The sequence below is a fragment of the Frankia sp. ACN1ag genome (genome assembly GCF_001414035.1).
GTDB classification, from domain to species: Bacteria; Actinomycetota; Actinomycetes; order Frankiales; family Frankiaceae; genus Frankia; species Frankia torreyi.
Genome location: NZ_LJPA01000018.1, coordinates 59,281 through 75,590, shown reverse-complemented (window position 1 = coordinate 75,590; position 16,310 = coordinate 59,281). Strand labels below are relative to the sequence as shown.

General features: G+C 72.6%; 14 protein-coding genes and 2 pseudogenes. 10 read left to right on the top strand and 6 right to left on the bottom strand.

What is annotated here, in order from left to right; translation table 11 throughout:
• Positions 1–1,128: 1,128 nt before the first annotated feature.
• From UK82_RS42845 to UK82_RS17580, 3 genes are all read right to left on the bottom strand, one after another.
• On the bottom strand, positions 1,129–2,824 hold a 1,696-nt coding region (locus UK82_RS42845; RefSeq protein WP_396230583.1), incomplete at its 3' end, for a DUF4062 domain-containing protein.
• 433 nt (positions 2,825–3,257) lie between these two features.
• On the bottom strand, positions 3,258–4,751 hold the full coding sequence (locus UK82_RS17585; RefSeq protein ID WP_055408205.1) for a cell wall metabolism sensor histidine kinase WalK: 1,494 nt from the start codon (positions 4,749–4,751) through the stop codon (positions 3,258–3,260).
• Positions 4,748–5,470, bottom strand: a complete 723-nt coding sequence (locus UK82_RS17580) for a response regulator transcription factor (protein WP_044886281.1) — start codon at positions 5,468–5,470, stop codon at positions 4,748–4,750. The genes UK82_RS17585 and UK82_RS17580 overlap by 4 nt, the downstream gene beginning before the upstream one ends.
• Before the next feature lie 276 nt (positions 5,471–5,746).
• Here UK82_RS17580 and UK82_RS17575 point away from each other — a divergent pair, with 276 nt between their 5' ends.
• A complete protein-coding gene (locus tag UK82_RS17575) occupies positions 5,747–6,685 on the top strand; it encodes an acyl-ACP desaturase (protein WP_044886280.1) in 939 nt (312 codons plus the stop codon).
• Positions 6,686–6,806: 121 nt separating this feature from the next.
• Entirely contained in the window at positions 6,807–7,322 is a 516-nt protein-coding gene (locus tag UK82_RS17570; RefSeq protein WP_044886279.1) for a hypothetical protein, read from the top strand.
• 37 nt (positions 7,323–7,359) lie between these two features.
• On the opposite strand, the gene UK82_RS17565 is transcribed toward UK82_RS17570, so the two are convergent.
• Positions 7,360–8,004, bottom strand: coding sequence for a dTMP kinase (locus UK82_RS17565; RefSeq protein ID WP_044886278.1), 645 nt, complete (start codon positions 8,002–8,004; stop codon positions 7,360–7,362).
• Positions 8,001–8,444 carry a hypothetical protein gene (locus tag UK82_RS17560; RefSeq protein ID WP_044886277.1) on the bottom strand — a complete coding sequence of 148 codons (444 nt, stop codon included), beginning with the start codon at positions 8,442–8,444 and terminating at the stop codon, positions 8,001–8,003. Before UK82_RS17560 ends, UK82_RS17565 begins: the two co-directional genes overlap by 4 nt.
• Positions 8,445–8,800: 356 nt before the next feature.
• On the opposite strand from UK82_RS17560, the gene UK82_RS17555 reads away from it, so the two are divergent.
• The 8 genes and pseudogenes from UK82_RS17555 to UK82_RS38365 form a co-directional block, all read left to right on the top strand.
• Positions 8,801–10,282 carry a sensor histidine kinase gene (locus UK82_RS17555; RefSeq protein WP_152989928.1) on the top strand — a complete coding sequence of 494 codons (1,482 nt, stop codon included), beginning with the start codon at positions 8,801–8,803 and terminating at the stop codon, positions 10,280–10,282.
• Positions 10,279–10,920, top strand: a complete 642-nt coding sequence (locus UK82_RS17550) for a response regulator transcription factor (protein WP_044886275.1) — start codon at positions 10,279–10,281, stop codon at positions 10,918–10,920. Before UK82_RS17555 ends, UK82_RS17550 begins: the two co-directional genes overlap by 4 nt.
• 144 nt (positions 10,921–11,064) lie before the next feature.
• Entirely contained in the window at positions 11,065–12,195 is a 1,131-nt protein-coding gene (locus UK82_RS17545) for an ABC transporter ATP-binding protein (RefSeq protein ID WP_236706062.1), read from the top strand.
• On the top strand, positions 12,192–13,013 hold the full coding sequence (locus UK82_RS17540; RefSeq protein WP_044886274.1) for an ABC transporter permease: 822 nt from the start codon (positions 12,192–12,194) through the stop codon (positions 13,011–13,013). The genes UK82_RS17545 and UK82_RS17540 overlap by 4 nt, the downstream gene beginning before the upstream one ends.
• Positions 13,014–13,155: 142 nt before the next feature.
• A complete protein-coding gene (locus UK82_RS17535; RefSeq protein WP_055408201.1) occupies positions 13,156–14,286 on the top strand; it encodes a CD225/dispanin family protein in 1,131 nt (376 codons plus the stop codon).
• A 125-nt stretch (positions 14,287–14,411) separates the two neighbouring features.
• On the top strand, positions 14,412–15,071 hold the full coding sequence (locus UK82_RS17530; protein ID WP_173667312.1) for a molybdopterin-dependent oxidoreductase: 660 nt from the start codon (positions 14,412–14,414) through the stop codon (positions 15,069–15,071).
• Positions 15,058–15,535: pseudogene (locus tag UK82_RS17525) on the top strand (cytochrome b/b6 domain-containing protein); the annotation flags it as partial. The gene UK82_RS17530 and the pseudogene UK82_RS17525, both read left to right, overlap by 14 nt.
• Before the next feature lies 1 nt (position 15,536).
• Positions 15,537–15,765: pseudogene (locus tag UK82_RS38365) on the top strand (formate dehydrogenase); the annotation flags it as partial.
• Between the two features lie 30 nt (positions 15,766–15,795).
• Here UK82_RS38365 and UK82_RS17520 read toward each other — a convergent pair.
• Positions 15,796–16,305, bottom strand: coding sequence for a CD225/dispanin family protein (locus UK82_RS17520; protein ID WP_055408197.1), 510 nt, complete (start codon positions 16,303–16,305; stop codon positions 15,796–15,798).
• Between the last annotated feature and the right edge of the window lie 5 nt (positions 16,306–16,310).

Genomic DNA, 16,310 nt, shown 5'->3' with positions numbered 1-16,310 from the left:
CCAACAACTCGTCCTCGATCCCAGCGCCGATCAGCGCAAGAGGATGGTCGGGACGNTGCGCGGCCAGCGCACGGACAGCCGCTGCCGCGAAATGGCCGGAGTCGAAGAGGTCGGGGTCGGATGTGGCGGCGCGGGTCGTGATGATGTCCAGAATATCGGCGTCATCCACAGGATGGCGGCGCAGCAAAGCAGCAGCCACCACAGCAAACACAGCATCGTCGTCATCATTAACGAGACGATCACGCAACACCGCGTCGACACCAGGATCATCGGGAGCAAGACGGTCCAGCAGCACCAACGCAAAGAGGCGGGCGGACCAGCGGTCGCTGGTACTGGCGAGATTGGCGAGCAGGGTCGGACCGATGTCCTCGCCATCGGCATCAATCGGGGGGAGGGCACTCAGCTCGTAGGCGCCGGCCTTCAGCGCCTCAGTCGCGCGACTGTCGCTGGTTGTACTGAGGGGCTGTGCGGTGAGCAGCCGGCGCGGGGTGTCGNGGAAGAGGTTGGCCAGGAACTGGACCGCGAACTCGGTGATGGGAGCCCAGAGGAGATAGGCGCCGCGTCGGGCGTACCAGTCGGCATAGACGTCCCGGCCGGGCCAGTCGGCGCCGATGATGCGGACGACCGGGAGTACGTCGTCCCTGATCATGGACGTTGCCTGCCTGTCTTCGAGGCCGACGCAGTGCTCCAGCAAAAAGATGACCTCGGTCAGGACAGCCTCGGCGGCCTTGGCCAGCTCCGGTACTCCGTGCAGATTGCGCATTTCAGCCAGGCACTGTACTGCCAGGCGAAGNCCATGAGGCGGCTGGTCGAATTCCTTGGCCGGCCAGGGTCGGTCGGCGTCCATGAGCTGCTGGAGGAGGACGGCGGTGTGTGGTTCGGCCAGGCGGGNAGCGAGCAGCCGGAGGATTTCGTGCCAGGTGGGATCATCGCATCGTTCAAGATAGAGGTGACCAAGATCGTCGAGGCTCATGGTCTGCAGGTGCTGGAAACGTCGCAGGACGGCATCGGCGCAGAAGAACTCCAGGAATGCTCGGTGCACAAAAGCGTAGAGATCCGGCCCCCAGCGGCTGAGGATGAAGTCGCGATGGCGGAACTGCTCGATCATCGCAACTGCGACCNTCTTCNCCTCCGTGGGACTCTTCTGATAGCTGTCAACCAGATATTCCTCGAAGAGGCGCTGGAGTTCGTCACGGTGGACAAAATTGCCCGCCTTGCCGAATTTTCCGGTCTGCATGGCCCAGGCAAGTCGGCGCAGTAGTTCACGCTTGTCGTCCTCGGTGATGAAGTCGGGGGCGACACCTTTGGCACGCAGTTGGCGGCTGACGTCCCAGTTCTCCACCAGGACCCAGGTGGCCTGCTCGTAGGCCTTCCAACGTTCTCGGGGCAACTGTTGCCCCTTGCCGATGATGGCCAGCACGGTCAGGAGGAGGGGGTTGCCCGCCAGCTCCAGGATCGGACGCGAGGCGTCGATCGCCTCCAGCAGGCGGGTCCGGCGGTGCGCAGCCTCCTGCACCCGCTCGGCCAGAACCCTGTGGTACCAGCCGGTCAGGAACTCCTCGATCTGAGCCCGATCAAGGTCCTGGAGCGTGTGGTGGGCGAACCCGGCGGCGGTCAACCGGTGCCGCTCATAGCCCCACGTGCGGGACGTGACCAGAACACGCGCGGTGGGATGGTCCTCGGCGAGAGTTGCGATCTGACGGGTGATCTCTATTCGCTCGCTCGGGTCGAACACTTCGTCCAGGCCGTCGAACACCACGAGGGCCGGCCCGCCCGCCTTCAGATAGGGCTCAAGGACCTGCCGAGGTAGACCGAGCCCGGAGTCTTTGCGTTCGTGCACGAAGTCCAGGACGGAGCGCACGCCGCGCGCACGGGCGGCGGTGTACTCGCGCAACTCCACCAGCACCGGCAGATGCCCGGCCAACGTGGGAACTCGTACCGGGACGGGCGCGATCAGGTCGAGCACCAGCAGCCTGGCGAGGGTGGACTTGCCCGCCCCCGGATCCCCCAGTACCACCAGACACCTGTCCGCAGTCACCGCCGTCAGAACGGGCGTGCGCGGCTTGGCCCGGTAGGCCTCCTGCGCCGCGCGCAGGTCCTGCATGCTGAACCCGTCCGGCAACGAGGTCTCGTCGATCTCGCCGGCAGTCTGCAGCCGCTGCAGCAGTTCTCGAGGTACCTCCACCGGCGGCGGGTCGGCCCGCACATCCGGCTCCACGAAGACCGCTTGCAGTCGGACTGGTTGCCCGTCGTCCTCGTAATACTTGGGGGGCGTCAACGCCGCGAGATCCAGCCCGCTGTACTCCTGATCCAGCCGCCTGTGGTAGCTGGCCACCAAGGCCGGATCCAACCCCACGCGCGACGAAACGCCGCCGCCCGCTTTGGCGATCTCGTGATACAGCGCGGTCGCGACGAGCTGGCCCAGCTCCTCCGGGCTGCGGAACTGGGCCACCAACCAACGCTGCGCAAGCTCCGCACGGAACCGCTTGACGCGCGTGAGATCGTCGTCCATCAGTGGAGGTGGCCAAGGTTCGTCCCCCTGAAGCAGGAAGATCAGGCAGATCTTCTCCGCCTCCACCGCCGCCCTGTACTCCGACTCCGTGATCGACCACGTCTCCCCCGGCGGGATGTCCCCATACCTCCAGGCAACAATGCCCACATACACGTCGCAGGCTCGTACGTCATCCACACACGCCTTTGACGGAAGGTCGGGCTGGGCATTGTAGTGCTCCATCGCGACGTCCACCAGGCCCATCCGCCGAATAGTCTCGATGACTTTCTTGCGGAACTCCGTCAAGTCACGGAAGGTCGACGAAACATACACAGAACGCACAGCCACTTCGCCAGGCTAGCACTGGCAGGTAAGTCCTCTATCTTCGCTGGTCGTAGGCGATCGGTGATCGGGCGATGGATGCGACGGTCCTGTTGTTGTTGCCTGATCACCCCGCCATCGCCCGCCGTGCCGGGCGCCCCCGATCGCGCCGCCAGCGGAGGCCCGCTCGCCGCGTTGTTCCAGGTCAGACCGCTCTTTGAGGGTGTCGTGGACCGACTCGATGGCTGGCGAATCTTCTTGAGCAGCGGCTCGCCATAGCGTTTCCCTTCGTCCTTGCGTGGCGAGCACATCAGGGCGAGCACATCAGCTCGATGATCCGCACCAGATGGATCCAGCACGCCCTGCAGGTCCGCGCGGGAACACGGGGTGCGCGGGAACGCGGGGTGCGCTTGTGGCCGTCGGGACAGGCTCGTCGCGGCGGTGCTCAGCCGCCGTCCGACGGTCTGCCGGTGGCCGGCGGGGGCAGCAGGAGGCGGAAGGTGCTGCCGGCGCCGACGGCGCTGGTGACCTCGACCCGGCCGCCGTGGGCCCGCGCCGTCGCCGCGACGATCGACAGGCCCAGCCCGCTGCCGCCCCGGCCCTGGGCCCGGCTGTCCGCGGCCCGGTAGAAACGGTCGAAGACGTGGTCGGCGACCTCGGGCGGCAGGCCCGGTCCGTGGTCGATCACGTCGAGCACGGCGCCGCCGGGCGGCATCGGCCCGCCGCGCAGGCGCACCTCGATGGCCGCGTCGGGCGGGGTGTGGACGCGGGCGTTGGTGAGCAGGTTGCCGACGAGCTGGCGCAGTGCGTCCGGGTCGCCGAGGACGGGGCAGCTCGCCGGGAGCTCGGCGCTCACCGGGCGGTCGGGGGCGGCGGCGCGCAGGTCGGCGACGGCGTCGCGGACGAGGTCGGCGAGGTCGAGCGCGGCCCGCCGCATCGGCCGCTGCTCGTCGAGGTGGGCGAGATAGAGCAGGTCGTCGACGAGGTCGCCCATCCGCGCCGCCTCCTGCTGGATGCGGCGCAGCGCCTGGTCGGCCTCGTCCGGCGGCACCATCCCGGCGCGCAGCAGGTCGGCGTAGCCGCGGATGGACGTCAGCGGCGTGCGCAGCTCGTGCGAGGCGTCCGCGGCGAACCGGCGCACCTGCTCCTGGGAGGCCACCCGCGCGGCGAACGCGGCCTGGATCTGGCCGAGCATCGCGTTGAGCGCCGCGGCGAGCTGCCCGGTCTCGGAGCTGGGCGGCCCGGCCGGCACGCGCCGGTCGAGGTCGCCGCCGGCGATCGCCGCCGCGGTGTCGACCATCTGCCGCAGCGGGCGCAGGCCACGGGTGAGCCACAGCCAGGCCAGGGCGGCCACCGCGGCGAGCACGGCCGCCCCGACCGCCAGCTCGATGCGCACCAGCCGGCGCACCGTGTCCGCGACCGGCCGCAGCGGCAGCGCGACGAGCACCCGGGTGCCACCCGAGAAGGTGCGCTGCACCGCCCGGTAGCGCTCGTGATCGGAGACGACGGTGAAGGGGACCGGGCGCCGCGACGAGCCCGGCCCGGTCCCGGCAACACCGCCCGCACCGCCGGCGCCGGACCGTCCGACGTCGGATGGTCCGACGCCGGACCGTCCGACGACGTCCAGCAGCGGGGTGGCCGGCGGCGGGGGGCTCGCGGAGCCGGCCACCCGCAGCACCGTGCCGTTGGGCCGACGGATCTCCACCAGGTAGTCGGTGGGGCCCAGGGCTCGCTGCACCCCGGCCCGGTCCAGCATCGACGGGCGGGTCAGCAGGGTCCCGACCGGCAGCCGGCCGAGCACCTCGGCGCGGCCGAGCTGCTGGTCGACGCGGTCGTAGAGGTAGGAGCGCAGCGCGAACGCGCTCGCCGTGCCGGCGATGGTCAGGCCGAGAGCGCACAGCGCCACCAGCCCGGCCATCAGCTTCAGTCGCAGGGTCACCGGTCGGTCCCCGCCGCGGGCAGGCGCAGCGCGTAGCCGAAGCCGCGCTGCGTGTGGATGAGCGACGGCCCGTGCCGGCCCAGCTTGCGCCGCAGGTAGCTGACGTACTGGTCGACCACGGTCGGTTCGCCCGCGAAGTCGTAGCTCCACACCGCGTCGAGGATCTGCGCCCGCGACAGCACCCGGTTGGGGTTGGTCAGGAAGTATCGCAGCAGGGTGAACTCGGTCGGCGACAGCTCGATCGGCTCGCCGGCCCGGCGGACGACGTGGGTGTCCGGGTCGAGTTCGACATCGGCGAAGCGAAGGATGGCCGGCGGGTCGGGCGCGGGCTCGGGCCGCGGCGGGGACGTTCGGCGCAGCACGGCCCGCACCCGGGCGACCAGCTCGTCCACCGCGAACGGCTTGGTGACGTAGTCGTCCCCGCCGTAGGTCAGGCCGGCGATCTTGTCTCGGTGGGCGTCCCGGGCGGTGAGATAGACGACGGGCACACTCTGACCGCCGGCCCGCAGGGTCCGGCAGACCTCGAAGCCGTCGACGTCGGGCAGCATCACGTCGAGGATCATCAGGTCCGGCCGGGCCTGGACCGCGAGCTCCAGCGCGGCCCGCCCGGTCGCCGCGGTCAGGACGTCGAAGCCGTGGAAGCGCAGGGCCATCCGGAGCAGGTCGACGATGTTGGGCTCGTCGTCGACGACCAGCACCCGCGGAGCTGCTGCCACCATGTCCGGCTCCCTCGATGTCCCGTGGCCGGGGCCCGGCGGCCCACCGGCCGGCCCGGGTCCGGGTTGGTCCGGGTCCGGTCCGGATGTCGAGTTCATCGGAGCATCGTGAGAGTTCCATGTGAAGGGACCGGAAACGCACGTCGGCCGGCCCGCCCTCGGCCCGGTGGTGAAAGTCCTGGTCGCGCAGGCGAACTGGNCGGCCGGAACAGTCTCGCGAGCGGGAATCCACACCCGTGGGACATGGTTGACGGGCGTCCAGTCTGGAACAGTCTCCCAATGAGATCACTCACGGACACCGAGCTGATTCGCGAGCTGGAGCCCGTCGCCGAGGCGAACGTGAACCGGCATCTCGGCATCGCCACCGAGTGGATGCCGCACGACTACGTCCCCTGGAGCCTGGGCCGGGATTTCGACACCGTTCCCTGGGAGCCCGGCCAGTCATCCCTGGCGAAGGCGGCGCAGATCGCCTTCGAGGTCAATCTGCTCACGGAGGACAACCTCCCGAGCTATCACCGGGTCATCGCGGAGGGTTTCGGCCGGGACGGCGCCTGGGGCACCTGGGTGCACCGGTGGACGGCCGAGGAGGGCCGCCACGCGATCGCGATGCGCGACTACCTGATGGTCACCCGGGGGGTCGACCCGGTCGCCCTCGAACGTGACCGCATGTACCAGATGAGCCGGGGCTTCGACCGGCCCGGCATCACGCCGCTGCAGTCGATGGCGTACGTGTCCTTCCAGGAGCTGGCGACCCGGGTCAGCCACCGCAACACGGGTCGTTTCTGCGCGGAGCCGGTCGCCGAGAAGCTGCTGGCCCGCGTCGCCGCCGACGAGAACCTGCACATGATCTTCTACCGCAACCTCGTGGCCGCCGCGCTGGAGATCGCCCCCTCCCGGACGGTGGAGGCCATCCGGGACGAGATCCTCGGTTTCGAGATGCCCGGCGTCGGCATCCGCGACTTCGGCCGCAAGGCCATCCAGATCGCCCGGGCCGGCATCTACAACCTGCGCATCCACCATGACGACGTGGTGACGCCGATCCTGCGCCAGTGGCGTTTCTTCGACCTGACGGGACTGGACGCCGAGGGCGAACGGGCCCGCGAGGAGGTCGCCACCTTCCTCGCCGGCCTCGATGCGGCCGCCACGCAGCAGCAGGCGAAGTTCGAACAGACCCAGGCCCGGTTGGCACGGCGCGCGGAGGCGTTGACCGCCGTCTGACCGGAGCCGTCCGGGCGGGCTTCACCGAGTGTCCGTAGTGCCCTGATCAGGCGATAGTGTCCCGATCTGGGAGGCACGTGCTACGGTCCGGCCGTCGCCGCCGTCGACGGATGGAGCCCGCGTGAGCGTGCACCGAGGGAGCCTCCACCGGATCACCTTTCCGCAACTCGCGCTGGGGATCGTGGCCATCGCCACCGTGGCCGTCGCGGTGCTGATCGGGCAGCGCGGCGCCGCCGCGCCAGACGACGCGGTCGGCGCCAGACAGCCGACCCCCTCCGCCACCGGCGGCACCACCGCCGCGCCCCTTCCCGGCCGGCCTCTCCCGGGCCGCCCCTCCGCCGCCGCTTCGGTCGCGGCCGGCGGAGGCACCACCTCGCCGTCGGGCGGGCGCAAGGACTCGGTGTCCCCGCCTCGGCCCGCCACCGTCCGGCACCCGTCGGCGCCGAACCCGGTCTCCGCCGGCCCGAGTGCCGGCAGCACCGCGGGCACCGGCCGGCCGGCCCTGACCGCGGTGGCCCCGTCCGGGTCGAACCACGCCCCGACACCCGCGCCGCGCGGCCACGGCTCGCGCGCCGATTCCGGCGTCGTCGTGCAGGTGCCGCCGATCGTCCTGCCGAGCTGCCTCGTCGACTGCTGACCCGCCGACCCGCCGGCCCGCCGGCCCGCCGACGCGATCAGCGCAGCAGCGCGCCGAGCCACCCCTCGATGATGCCGACAGCGCTGTCCCGGTCGACGATCAACCAGGGTGAGATCCAGTTCCGGGCCGCCAGGTCCTCGTACATCCGCGCGCACCGCTCCTGCAGGCCGCCGTCGGCCTCGAAGGCGTCCAGCGGCCGGGCAGGGTCGTCGCCGGCCCGCGCCGCCGCGCCCGCCCGCGCCTTGGCGACCGGCACCCGCAACAGCACCTGCAGGTCGGGGGCCGGCAGGGCCAGCGAGCCAAGTTCGAGATCGGCGACCCAGGCCGGGAAGCCGGCCCGCTCGGCCGCCGGGAGCCGCGCCGCGCCGTAGGCGGCGTTCGACGCGATGTACCGGTCGAGGATGACCACGTCGTTGGCGTCGGTCAGGGCGTCGAGCTCGGGCCGCGACGCCGCCCGGTCGAGCGCGAACATCATCGCCGTGGCGCGGGGGAGGGCGGCCAGCGGGGCGAGCCGCGCGTCGCCCCCGAGCAGCCCGCGCATGGCCGGGCCGAGGGGCTCGGCGGCGTATCGCGGGTAGGCGAGGGTCGCCACGCTGCGCCCGGAGTCGGTGAGCCGGGCGACGAGCCTGCCGGTCAGCGTGTTCTTGCCGGCTCCGTCGACGCCTTCGATGGCGATGATCATCCGGCCACCGGCTGCCGGCGGAAGTGCTCCACGACCGCGTCGGACCAGCTCAACAGCCGGCCGGCGAGGGTGGCGGGGATACCCGCCCGAGCCGCCGCCGCCTCGATCCGGGCATAGCGCAGCTCGGACGGCAGCAGCGCGACCGCGCCCGCCTTGCCCTGGAAAGTCGCCCACAGCCCGGTGAGCACCTGGCCGTCGATCGGCGGAAGGGCCGCGGCGGCGGTGCCGAGCACCGCGCGCGACCACCAGCCATCCCCGCGGATGACCGCCGACGCCACCGGCTCGCCTCGCACCACGTCCAGGCCGCCGACGACCAGGTTGTTCGCGTTGCGGACCGCGACCAGGGGGTGGCGGTACTCCAGCCGATCGCCCCGCTCGGCCAGGCAGGCCGCCAGATACCACAGCGACAGCAACGTCGGCGGCGTTCCCGACACGAGCATGCGGCCTCCCCGCCGACGGCATCCACCGGATCCGGTCGCCGCCGTGGGCGCAGTCTACGGCCGGCCCGGCGGCGACCGGATCCGGTCGGGAGCGTAACAAGCCGGGCGCCTCGCGGTCGGCACGCCGCGGCAGGTAGGTCGGGGCAGGTACGTCGGGACAGGTCGGTCACGGCAGGTACGTCGGGACAGGTACGTCGAGTACGTCCACCGACGGATGTCCCGACGCCACCGGCTCGCTACCGTCAATGTCAATGACGAGCACGGACAGGTCGGCGGCCGGACGGGCGCTGGCGCTCGCACGCCCTTCGCCGCCGCCCGGTCGCCCAGGGGCGCGACGCTGGGGGCCCCCGCGTGCCGTGTGTGACGTCACGGCTCTGGTCGCTACTGCCGCCGTGGTCATCGGCGGGTCGAACGGTGCCGCCCAGGACCAGGTCCCACCCGCCCGGGCCCTCGACGCGCCGGCCTTCGTGCTGCTCATCCTGCTCACCGGGACCGTCCTGCTACGCCGCCGCGTCCCGCTGGTGATGCTGCTCTCGACGAGCCTGCTGCTCGGTGCGTACTTCGCCGCCGGCTACCCGCACGGCCCGGCGGTCACTCCACTGGTCGTGGCGGCACTGTCCGTCGGCCTGCACCATGATCGGCGCACGTCCTGGCGGGCGGTGCTGGTCGCGAACGTCGCCCTGCTGGCCGGGTCGGCCGTGGGCGATGCCCGCGGCTACGCCACCGGCGGCTGGGGGTTTGTGTTCGAGATGGTCGGCGGGGTTACGCTGTGCAGCGCGCCGGCGCTGGTCGGCGCGCTGATCCGGCTGAACCGCTTCGCCGCGGCCCAGGCCGCCCAGGAGGCGACCGGACGCCGGATCGAGCAGGAACGACTGCGGATGGCGTGCGAGGTGCACGACGTGGTCGGGCACAGCCTGTCGGTCATCTCGTTGCAGTCCGCGGTGGCCCTGCACGTGCTGGACCGGCGGCCCGAGCAGGCCCAGGTAGCCCTGGAAGCGATCCGCCGCACGAGCGTCGACGCGCTCGACGAGCTGCGCTCCACCCTCGCCCTCACCCGCGCCGGCCAGCAGGGCGGCGCAACCGTCGTCGGCGACGGCCAGCGCGACGGCGTCAGCACCACCGCCAACAGCACCGCCGCCAGCGGGACCGTCGGCGGCGGGACCGTCGCAGGCAGCACCGGCGCGGCCGACGACCGCCCGCACGCGGCCACTCGGGCCGGCTCGGTCGGTTCCCTCGTCACGGCCCGTGCGAGCCCGCTGCCCGAGCCGCCGCTGACCGGGCTGGGCCGACTGCCGACCCTGCTGCACGAGGTGCGACTCTGCGGTGTTCCCATCGAGCTCGTCACCGAGGATGACGGCGACCTACTGACCGGGCTGCCCGCCGACCTCGACCTGGCCGCCTACCGGATCATCCAGGAGTCGCTGACGAACGTCCTGCGCCACGCGCCGCCGGGCCGCACCCGGGTCCGGGTGGCCCTGGCCACTGCGGGAGGCCGGCTCGCCCTCGACGTCACCGACCGGCCCGAGCCGTCCGAGCCGTCCGAGCCGTCACAGCCGTCCGACCGGCCCGAGCGGCCCGAGCCGTCACAGCCGTCCGACCGGCCCTCGCCCGCCGAACGTTCGGACCTGTCCGGACCGTTCGGCGCGGGCGGATCAGCGCGGGCGGACAACGCACTCCCCGACAGCCAGCGGCCGGGTGGCCAGGGACTGACAGGGTTACGTGAACGCGCCGCGGAACTGGGCGGGGTCCTGTCGGCCGGCCCGGGATCCGACGGCGGCTGGCAGGTCCGGGCCGAGCTGCCGCTGCTGCGCCGCGAGCAGGCGGAGGTCCGCGCGTGATTCGGGTCGTGATCGCCGACGACCAGCCGCTGGTCCGGCTCGGGTTGCGGGTCCTCATCGAGACCGAGGACGATCTCGACCTCGTCGGCGAGGCCGAGGACGGCCGGGCTGCCGTCGAAATCGTCCGGGCCACCCGGCCGGACGTGGTGCTGCTCGACATCCGGATGCCGGTGGTCGACGGCCTGGCGGCGCTGCGGACGATCGTGGCGGACCCGCGACTGGCCGCGACCAGGATCGTCATCGTCACCACCTTCGAGGTAGACGAGTACGTCTTCGAGGCCCTGCGCGCCGGTGCCTCGGGCTTCGTCCTCAAGGACACCGAGCCCGCGGACCTGCTGCGGGCGATCCGGGTCGTGGCGGCGGGCGAGTCGCTGCTGTCGCCCACGGTGACCAGGCTCGTCATCGAGACGTTCGCCCGCCGACCGGCCGTGACGGCCCCGGATCTGAGTGGGCTCACCGTACGTGAGCGTGAGGTGATGAGCCTCGTCGGTCATGGGATGTCCAACGACGAGATCGCCGCCCGGCTGGTGATCAGCCCCGCGACGGCCCGCACCCACGTCAGCCGGGTGATGGTGAAGCTGGCCGCCCGCGACCGGGCCCAGCTCGCCGTCCTGGCCAACCAGGCCGGCCTGGTCTGAGCCGGCCTGGTCTGAGCCGACCCGGCCTGGACCGGGCCCGCGTCTGCGCGTACCGAGAACACCGCTGGGCCACGCTCATTTGCGTACGCCGGTGTCGTCCGTCGACGGACGACGTCCCCCGGTCGCGCCGGCACTCTGATCGGCATGACGACAACCACAGGCCGGCGCACCGCGGCGGCCGACCCGCACGTTCCGATCGAGGTCCCCGTCCACCGGCCCGGCGGGGCCCTGGGCGAAGCGAACCCGGATCGCCGTCTCGCCATCGACGTCCGCGGCCTGACGAAACGGTACGGCCGGCGCACCGTGGTCAGCGGACTGGACATCGCCGTTCCCGAAGGGGTCGTCGCCGGCTTCGTCGGGCCCAACGGCGCCGGCAAGACCACGACGCTGCGGATGCTGCTCGGCCTGGTCCGCCCCAGCAGCGGGCGGGGCACCGTGCTCGGGCGGCCGCTGCACACGCCCGCCGCCTACCTGCCCCGGGTCGGCGCGCTGATCGAGAGTCCAGCGCTGTACCCGGCGCTGTCCGGGGCTCGCAACCTCACCGCGCTCGCCGTGCTCGGCGGCCAGGATCCCGCCCGGGTGAACGGCATCCTCGACGAGGTGGGCCTGACCGGCCGCGGCGGCGACCGGGTCCGGTCCTACTCGCTGGGCATGAAGCAACGGCTCGCCATCGGCGCCACCCTGCTCGCCGACCCGGACCTGCTGATCCTCGACGAGCCGACGAACGGCCTGGACCCCACCGGCATCCGCCAGATGCGCGAGCTCATCCGCACGCTGGCGGAGGCCCCGTCCGGTGCGCCCGCCGCGTCCGGCGGCCCGAGACGCACCCGCACGGTACTGATCTCCTCGCACCTGCTCGCCGAGGTGGAGCAGATCTGCGACTGGCTGATCGTCGTCGAGGGCGGCCGGCTGGCGTACCAGGGCCCGACCGAGAGCCTGATGGCCACCCGCGCGCACGACGTCGTGCTGCGCCCCGAACACGACGAGGACGTCGCGCTGGTCGCGGACCTGCTCGCCGGCCTGTCCGTGCCGGCGGTCCGCCGGGTCCACGACGTCGTCGCCAGCCTGAGCATGGCGCCGGACTCCCGGGAGCACGCTCGCCTGCTCGCCGGCATCAACCGGGCCGCCGCGGACCGTGGCATCACCCTCATCGAGATCTCGCCGCGCCGACCCAGCCTGGAGGACCGCTACCAGAGCCTGGTCGCGCAGTCCCGCGCCGACGCCGCCGTCCTGCCGCCCACGCCCGTCACGACCGACCCGGAGATCTCGCGATGAACCTCGTCCTGGCAGCCCGACGTTCCTTCCACGCCGAGCTCATCAAGCTGTGGCGGCCGAGCACCGCCGTCGCGATGGCGATTCTCGCCGTCCTCAGCGTGCTGTCCACCGCTCTGCTTTTCGGCCTGGCCGATGCCGGCGAACCCGGTGCCGCCGGCGCCGGCGGCTCGGGAGGCTTCGACGTCACCACCGGACAGGTGTCGACGGCGGGCGGAATGGCTCTCGGCCTCACCAGCAGCAGCACCTTCACCGGGCTGCTGGTCTTCCTCGTCTTCGCGATCACCATCACCCTCGAGTACAGCCAGGGAACACTGCGGACGCTGTTCCTGCGCGAACCCCGCCGGCTGGGCTGGCTGGCCGGTCGGATGTCGCTGACGCTGGCCCTGACCGCGGTGGCGTTGATCTGCGCGGTCGTCCTGAGCGTGGGCGTCGGGTACGTCGTCGCGACGCTGCGCGGGATCGACACGTCCGCCTGGTGGAGCGCCGACGGTGTCCGGCATCTCGCCTCGGGTTACCTCAACGCGCTGGTCGCCGCCGCCTTCTTCGGGGTGGCCGGCACGGCGCTCGGGCTCGTGCTGCGCTCGACCGCGCTCACCCTGGCGGTCGGGGTCGCCTGGACGTTCCCGATCGAGCACATCATCCAGGAGTCGTGGGGCGCATCGAATCGGGTGTTGCCCGGCCTCGTGTTCGACGCGATCGGCCAGGGCGGCGTCAGCGAAGCCGGCTACGGGACGGCGCTGCTCGTCGGGACGGCCTACGCGCTCGGGGCTGCCCTGCTGGGCGCGATCACCCTGTCGCGCCGGGATGTCACCGCCTGATCACACATATGCAATGAGAGCAGACGGCGGGCCAGACAAAGCCTATAATAACCACCTAACGTGCCCGGCCGACGACGACAGGGGATCGGATGGCGCCTCCGACACGGCAGCGGCGCTCCGCCGGCTGCGATCGCCCTGCCCGGTGAGCCCCTTCGACCGGCTCCTGCGCGAACTCGACGGGACCGACGCCTACGCCGTCCTCGGTGTGAGCCGCTCCGCCGATCGCGCCGAGATCCGCCGCGCCTACCGGGCCCGGGTGCGCGCCCATCACCCGGACAACCCGAGCAGCCGGCATCCCGGTTCGATCCGCGCGATGCAGCTCATCGTCGCATCGCACGAGCTGCTCGAGAAGTGGCGAGGCGACTACGACGCCCGCACCGGCCGCCCCGGCCGCCCGCACCGGGACGCACGCGCCACCCCGCGGCCCGCATCCACCCGACCAGCCGCATCGGACCCACCAGCCGCATCGACCTCGCCAGCCGCATCGGACCCACCAGCCGCATCGGACCCACCAGCCGCATCGACCTCGCCAGCCGCGGACGTCCGGGCCCGGCGCTCCACCCACCGGGTCGCGGGCGGCGGGGACACCACCGGCCACCATTTCTTCTCCAGCGGCCACCACTATTCGACCGGCTACCCGACGAGCCGGTCCCAGGGGCCGGGCACCCATCCCCACCGCCGGGCAGCCTGGTCGGCGTACCCGCCGGTTCGGCCGGCCAGCGCAGCCGCCACCCCCACGGGCTCCGTTCTCCGCACCGGTTCCGGCATCCGCTCCGATTCCGGCACCGCCTCCGGCCCCGGCACCGGCCCCGGCACCGACTTCGACCTCCGCATCGGCTTCGGCCTCCGCACCGAGAGCAGTACCCGAGGCACGAGCAGTACCCGAGGCGGGAACGGCGTCCAGTCCGAGGGCGGGCCCCGGGGCGGGCCGGATCCGCGACCCGATCCGCGGGATCCCCGGGTCTGGCCGCCGGCCCGCACGCGGGCGAGCGGCGGGGATCGGCTGCCGCAGCGGCGGGCGCCCAGCCACCGGGCCGTGCGGGTCCGCAACCACCTCGGACTGTCCATCGTGGCGACCATCCTGTGCGCGCCGGTCGGGGCGTTCGGGCTGGTGTACTCGCTGCGGACCAGCGACCGGCTCGCCCGGGGCGACGTGGCCGGGGCGCGGCTGGCCTCCCGGCGCTGCCGTGCCTGGTGCCTGGCCGCGACCGCCGCCGGCGTCGTCCTGCTGAGCGTCCTGGCCGCCGTCGGGGGTCGCAACGGCCCGGGCTGACGGCGGCCCGGGGCTTACGGAACGCTGTCGATCTCGGGCGCGGCGGCCGGCCGGGCCGGTGGCGGTGTTCACTGGATGGTGTGGCATCCGATGGCTCGCCGGTGGGACGACGGGTCGTCCTCAGCATGATCACCCTCGGTGCCGCGGGGGTCGTGTTCGGAGCGCCGGTGGAGCGTGCCGTCGAGCGGGTGGTCACCCCGATCCGGGAGAAGGACCCGACGGGGCTGTCCGACTTCGTGCCCATCGGGGGCTTCCGCTACTACACAGTGACCTCCAGCGTCCCCAGGCTCGGCCCGGACGACTACCGGCTGCGCGTGCACGGCCTGGTCGATCGGCCGCTGACGCTGACGCTGGCCGACCTCGGCCGGATGCGGCAGACGACCCTCGTGCGCGATTTCCAGTGCGTGACGGGCTGGCGGGTCGGGGCGGTGCACTGGTCGGGCGTGCTGCTGCGCGACCTGCTCGCGGCGGCCGGCGCCCAGCCCGCCGCCACCGCGCTGACCTTCCGGTCCTTCGACGGCCTCTACACCGAGAGCCTCACCCTCGACCAGGCCACCCGACCGGACGTCCTGGTCGCCCTGACCATGCTCGGCGCGCCGGTGACACACGACCACGGCGGGCCCGTCCGGCTGTACGTGGCGCCGATGTACGGCTACAAGTCGATCAAATGGCTGGGCGAGATCGAGGTGGTCGACGCGGTCACTCCGGGCTACTGGGAGCGCCAGGGGTACGACGTCGACGGCTGGGTCGGCCGGTCGAACGGTCGGGCCGATGAAGCCGTCTGACCCGCCGCCGGCGCCCGCCGACCTGCCCGCGCCCGCGGCGGGCCTGGTCCGCCGGTTCGGCCGGGTGCCCCGGTGGGTGCACTGGTGGACGGCGGCCCTGATGGGCTGCTGCCTGCTCACCGGCGCCACGCTCTACCTACCGCCGCTGGCCCGCCTGGTCGGTCGCCGCCCGCTCGTCGAGACCGTTCACCTCTACGCCGGGCTCGCCCTGCCGGTGCCCATGCTCGCCGCCGCCGCCTCGGCCGGCTACCGCCGCGACCTGCGGGCGCTCAACCGGTTCACCGCGGCCGACCGCGCCTGGCTGCGTGCCAGCCTGCGGTTCGGCTCCTGGCGGCGGGCCGCCGCCCGGGCCCGGATCGCGGCCGGCGTCGGGAAGTTCAACGCCGGGCAGAAGCTGTTCGCCGCCTTCGTCGCGGGGGGCGCCCTCGTGATGCTGGGCACCGGCGTGATCATGAAGTGGGGGGNGGGGCCGCTGGGCCCGATTCCGGTCGGCTACCGCACCGGCGCCACGTTCGTGCACGATCTGCTCGCCTACGGCCTGTTCTTCGGAGTCGTCGGGCACCTGTGGATGGCGGCCCACGACCCGGTGGCACTGGTCGGGATGCGCACCGGCACGGTGCCCGTCTGGTGGGCCGCCCGGGAGCATCCCGCCTGGTCGCCGGGGGCGGCCGTCCCGCCCCGCCCGCCCCGGTGAGCGAGACCACGGACCGGGACGGCGGCAAGATCAGTTGTTGCGCGACACGATCGCCACGGTGATCACGATGGCGACGACGTACACCAGCAGGACCACCACAAAGGCGATGAGCGAGATGATGCACCAGCGCCTGGCCCGGCCCGACGCCTCCCGGGCACCCGCGAGATTGCCGGTCTGCAGCCGGGTCTGGGTCTGGGTGGCGTAGACGATCGCCACGATCCCCGTGGGCAGGCAGCACAGCAGCGTCGCGACGAGCGACTGCCACAGGTAGGTCCGGATGGGCCGGTCCGCGGCGGGCGTCGCGACGGCGCCGCCCGGCTCCGGCTGCGGCCAGCCGCCTGGCTGACCGGACCCGTCCGGCCAGCCGGTGGTCCCGGGACTGTCGGCGTAGCGGGGGTGTCCGGGATCGCGGGAGTCGCCGGAGTCGCCGGGATTGCCGGGGTCGCCGGGATTGCCGGGGTCGCCGGCGGGCTGGTCCCACGCCGAGGACGGGCCGACGCCGGAGGGATCCGGACGTTCACCACCGGGCGGACTGGACACCGCGA